This is a genomic window from Actinomycetospora sp. (genome assembly GCF_055612215.1).
Genome location: NZ_JBVPVA010001051.1, coordinates 1 through 4258 on the forward strand (window position 1 = coordinate 1; position 4258 = coordinate 4258).

5 protein-coding genes and 1 pseudogene are annotated in these 4258 nt (G+C 77.4%); 4 read left to right on the top strand and 2 right to left on the bottom strand.

Translation table 11 applies throughout. The features are described from left to right. Both AC0CYZ_RS28425 and AC0CYZ_RS28430 read left to right on the top strand, forming a co-directional pair. Positions 1 to 225, top strand: a pseudogene (locus tag AC0CYZ_RS28425) (hypothetical protein); the annotation flags it as partial. Continuing rightward, entirely contained in the window at positions 222 to 965 is a 744-nt protein-coding gene (locus AC0CYZ_RS28430) for an SDR family oxidoreductase (protein WP_472221467.1), read from the top strand. The pseudogene AC0CYZ_RS28425 and the gene AC0CYZ_RS28430, both read left to right, overlap by 4 nt. Here AC0CYZ_RS28430 and AC0CYZ_RS28435 read toward each other — a convergent pair. After that, positions 956 to 1363: an STAS domain-containing protein gene (locus tag AC0CYZ_RS28435; RefSeq protein ID WP_472221468.1), complete on the bottom strand. Its 408-nt coding sequence runs from the start codon at positions 1361 to 1363 to the stop codon at positions 956 to 958. The two genes, AC0CYZ_RS28430 and AC0CYZ_RS28435, sit on opposite strands and share 10 nt — an antisense overlap. A gap of 161 nt (positions 1364 to 1524) precedes the next feature. Between AC0CYZ_RS28435 and rfaE2 the strand changes: the two genes are divergently transcribed. Together rfaE2 and AC0CYZ_RS28445 are read left to right on the top strand one after the other, a co-directional pair. Further along, positions 1525 to 3036 carry a D-glycero-beta-D-manno-heptose 1-phosphate adenylyltransferase gene (gene rfaE2, locus AC0CYZ_RS28440; protein ID WP_472221469.1) on the top strand — a complete coding sequence of 504 codons (1512 nt, stop codon included), beginning with the start codon at positions 1525 to 1527 and terminating at the stop codon, positions 3034 to 3036. Continuing rightward, a complete protein-coding gene (locus tag AC0CYZ_RS28445; RefSeq protein WP_472221470.1) occupies positions 3033 to 3890 on the top strand; it encodes a glycosyltransferase family 2 protein in 858 nt (285 codons plus the stop codon). The genes rfaE2 and AC0CYZ_RS28445 overlap by 4 nt, the downstream gene beginning before the upstream one ends. A 171-nt stretch (positions 3891 to 4061) precedes the next feature. Here AC0CYZ_RS28445 and AC0CYZ_RS28450 read toward each other — a convergent pair. Next, positions 4062 to 4258, bottom strand: a 197-nt coding sequence (locus AC0CYZ_RS28450) for a 4-alpha-glucanotransferase (protein WP_472221471.1), incomplete at its 5' end; no start/stop codon positions are given.

Sequence of the window (4258 nt, forward strand, 5' to 3'; positions counted from 1 at the left end):
CTGCGCCCGGACGTGTGGGTCAAGGGCGGCGACTACGCCGCGGACGACCTGCCCGAGGCCGGGCTCGTGCGCTCCTGGGGCGGCGAGGTCGTCGCCGTCCCGTACCACGCCGGGCGCTCCTCGACCCGGCTCGCCGCCGCCGCGGGCGTCGGCGCCACCGAAGGCTCCCGCCGGGCCGCCGACCTGAGCCCGGCGCACGGCCTCATCCAGGAAGGACCCTCATGACCTCACCCCTGCCCACCCCCGACCCGGCCAGCACGTCGGCGCCCTCGCGCCCCGCCGGCAGCCCGGGCACCGTCCTCGTCACCGGCGGCTCCTCCGGGCTCGGCGCGGCCGTCGCCGACGCCGTGCTCGCGGCCGGCGGCACCCCCGTCGTCCTCGACCTCAAGGCCCCTGACGCCGGGCACGCTTTCGTCGAGGTCGACCTGGCCGACACCGCCGCGGCCGAGGCCGCCGTCGAGCGGGCCGCGGACACCCACGGTGGGTTCGACGCCGTCGTCACCGCCGCCGGCATCGACCGCTGCGGGTCGCTCGTCGACGTGCCCCGCGAGGACTGGGAGCGCGTGGTGGCGGTGAACCTGCTCGGCACCGTCGCGGTCGTCCGCGCCGCGCTGCCCTCCCTCGAGGCGCGCCGCGGCAAGGTCGTCACCGTCTCGTCGACGCTCGGGGTCAAGGCGGTCTCCGACGCCACCGCCTACTGCGCCTCGAAGTTCGGCGTCGTCGGGTTCACCCGCGCGCTGGCCGCGGAGTGGGCCGGCAAGGTCGGCGTCACGCTGCTCATCCCGGGCGGCATGTGGACCCACTTCTTCGACGACCGTCCCGACCAGTACAAGCCGGGCTCGGACGCGCAGCTCAACGACCCCGCCGAGACCGCCGACGCGGTGCTCTACGCGTTGACCCGCCCGGCGGGCAGCGAGGTGCGGGAGCTCGTCGTCGCCGCGTCGGGCGAGTCGTCCTACCCGTGATCGTGCGGGTCCGGACCAGCGGCGGCGTCGAGGGCACCCGGGAGGTCGTCGTGCAGCGTGAGCACCCGGTCCAGCCCGGTGATCGTGAGGGGGCGGCGCACCGAGCGCACCGTGCCGGTCACCAGCCGCAGGGCGCACGCGCGGGTGCGCAGGGACTCGTGGACCTCGAGCAGGAGGGACATCCCGGCCGAGGCGAGGAGCGCGACGCCGGACAGGTCGAGCACGACGGTGCGCGCGCCGGCGCCGACGGCCTCGTCGACCCCGGCCCGGACCGTCCCGACGCTCGCCGCGTCGACGTCGCCGACGACCGCCACCACGTGCACGTCGGCCCCCTCCGGGCGCACCGCGACGTCGACGGTGCCCGGAGCGGGCCCGTCGGCGGCGGGGTCGGGGTGCACTCGGCCTCCAGGGACGCGGGCGGCCCGGGGCTCCGCGGCGGCGCGGCCCGGAGGCGCGGCGCGGAGGCACGGGACGGCACGGCGGGTCGGAGCGGGCCGGGAGCGCCGGTCTGCACCCCGCGGAAGCGTCGTCGAACCCTAGCGCGCGCCGGAGGACACCCATGAGCGAGAGGACGAGAGACACCGTGGCACCGCCGCTGACCTCGGCACCCCTGGCCGCCGACCTCCCCGAGCGGCTGGCCGCCGCCTCGCCGCGGGTCGTGGTGCTCGGCGACGCGGTCCTCGACTGCTGGATGAGCGGCCCGTCGCGGCGGCTCTCCCGGGAGGCGCCCGTGCCCGTCGTGGAGGTCGACCGCACCCACGCCGCCCCCGGCGGCGCCGCGAACACCGCGGTCAACCTCGCCGCGATGGGCGCGAAGGTCCGGCTGGTGTCGGCGGTCGGGGACGACGACGACGGGCACACCCTGCGGCGGCTGCTCGAGCGGGCGGGGGTGGACACCGCGAGCGTCCTGCACGACGGCCAGGCGCCGACCGCGGCCAAGCGGCGCATCGTCGCCGACGAGGCCATGGTCGCCCGCTACGACACCCTCCCGCCCCCGCGCCGGATCGCGGGCCTGCTCGCCGCGCTGGAGTCCGCCCTGGACACCGAGCCCGACGCCGTCGTGGTCTGCGACTACGGCACGGGCGCGCTCGACGAGTCGACGGTCGCGGCGCTCGCGTCCCGCCGTGACCGCTGCGGCGTGCTCGTCGTCGACGCGCACGACCCGGCGCGCTGGGCGCCGGTCGCGCCCGACGTCGTCACCCCCAACGCGGGCGAGGTGGCCACGCTGCTGCGCCGCGACCTGCCCGCTCCCGACCGCGCGGGCGCCGCCGAGGCCGCGGCCGCCGAGCTGCGCGACCGGTCGGGTGCCGCGTCCGTCGTCGTCACCCTCGACCGCGACGGGGCGCTGCTGCTCGCCGACGGCCTCCCTGCGCACCGCACCTGGGCGCGCCCGGTGCCCGAGAGCCGGGCCTGCGGGGCGGGCGACTCCTTCACCGCCGCGCTGACCCTGGCGCTGGCCGCCGGCACCCCGGCCCCGACCGCGGTCGAGCTCGCGCAGGCCGCGGCCGACGTCGTCGTCGGGCGGGCCGGGACCGCGGTGTGCTCCACCGCCGACCTCACCGCCCGCGTCGGGGCCTCCGGCGGGATGCTGTCGAGCGCCGAGGAGATCGAACGGCTCGTGGCCGCCCACCGCGCCGCCGGCCGGCGGATCGTGTTCACCAACGGCTGCTTCGACGTGGTCCACCGCGGCCACGTCGCCTACCTCAACCAGGCCAAGCGGCTCGGGGACGTGCTGGTGGTGGCGCTCAACGCCGACGACGGGGTGCGGCGGCTCAAGGGCCCCGACCGGCCGGTGAACTCGCTGTCCGACCGCGCGGCCGTCATCGGGGCCCTCTCGTGCGTCGACCACGTCGTCGGGTTCGCCGACGACACCCCGGTCGCCCTGCTCGAGGCGCTGCGCCCCGACGTCTACGCCAAGGGCGGCGACTACACCCCGGAGATGCTCCCGGAGACGCCGACCGTGGCCGGGTACGGCGGGCGCGTGGTCATCCTCGACTACCTGGCCGACCGCTCCACGACCGCGACGCTCGAGCGGATCCGGGCCGCGGGGCGCGTGCGGGCGCAGTCGTGAGCGTCGACGTCGACGTGCTGGTCCCCACGAAGGACCGGCCGGTCGAGCTCGCGACGACGCTGGCCGGGCTCGCCGCGCAGGCCGGCACCGGCGGACCGTCGTTCCGGGTGGTGGTGTCGGACCAGTCGGGCCCGGAGGACGGGACCGGCGCGGCCTCGTTCGACACGCCGTCGGCCACGGCGATGCTCCGCGTCCTGGGGTACCGGGGCGTGCCGGTCGAGCTGCACCGCCACCTGCCGCGGCGGGGGATCGCCGAGCAGCGGGCGTTCCTGCTCTCGTGCGCCCGGGCCGACGCGGTGCTCTTCCTCGACGACGACGTCTGGCTCGAGCCGGGCGTCCTCGCGCGGCTGCACACCGCCCTGCGGACGCTGGGCTGCGGGCTGGTGGCCGCGGCGATGCAGGGGCTCTCGCACGTCGACGACGACCGCCCGCACGAGCGGGCCACCTACGCGGAGTGGAGCGACGGGGTGCGCCCCGAGCGCATCGAGAAGGGCTCGCCGGCGTGGGAGCGGTGGCGGCTGGGCAACGCCGCGAACGGCGTGCACCTCGCGGAGTCGCTCGGGCTCGACGCCCGCGGCGGCCCGGTGCCCGCCCCCTCGACGTGGCGGGCACACCGCATCGCGTGGTCCGCCGGCTGCGTGCTCTTCGACCGCGCCGCGCTGCTCGAGGCGGGCGGCTTCGACTTCTGGCGCGAGGTCCCCGAGAACGCGCACGGCGAGGACGTGCTGGTCCAGCAGCGGGTCATGGCCCGCCGGGGCGGGGCGGGCATCCTGCCCAGCGGCGCCTACCACCAGGAGTCGGCGACGACGTTGCCCGACCGGGGTCGGTCGGCCGTGGATCTCCGCCCGCTCTGACAGCCACCGCCCCGGTGCGTGGACGGCGCCGTCCTGGCGTCTGACGTCAGCAATGTGCCGTTGCTGCCATGGGGTGCCGGGCGCCCCGGTGCGTGAACGGCGCCGTTCTGCCACCCGACGTCAGCAACGTGCCGTTGCTGCCACCGGACCCGGGGCCGTCGGACCCCGGGCCTACCGGTTCCGCAGCACCTGCACCGTCGCCTGCACCCGCGGGTCGCGCAGCAGCGCCTCGACCGACAGCGGCAGCGGGATCCGCCAGTTCGGGTAGGCGTCGGTGGTGCCGGGCAGGTTGGGCTGGCGCGGCTCGTCGAGCACGTCGGTGAACGCGGCCAGCACGATCCGCGACGACGCCCGCGCGAGCAGCGCGT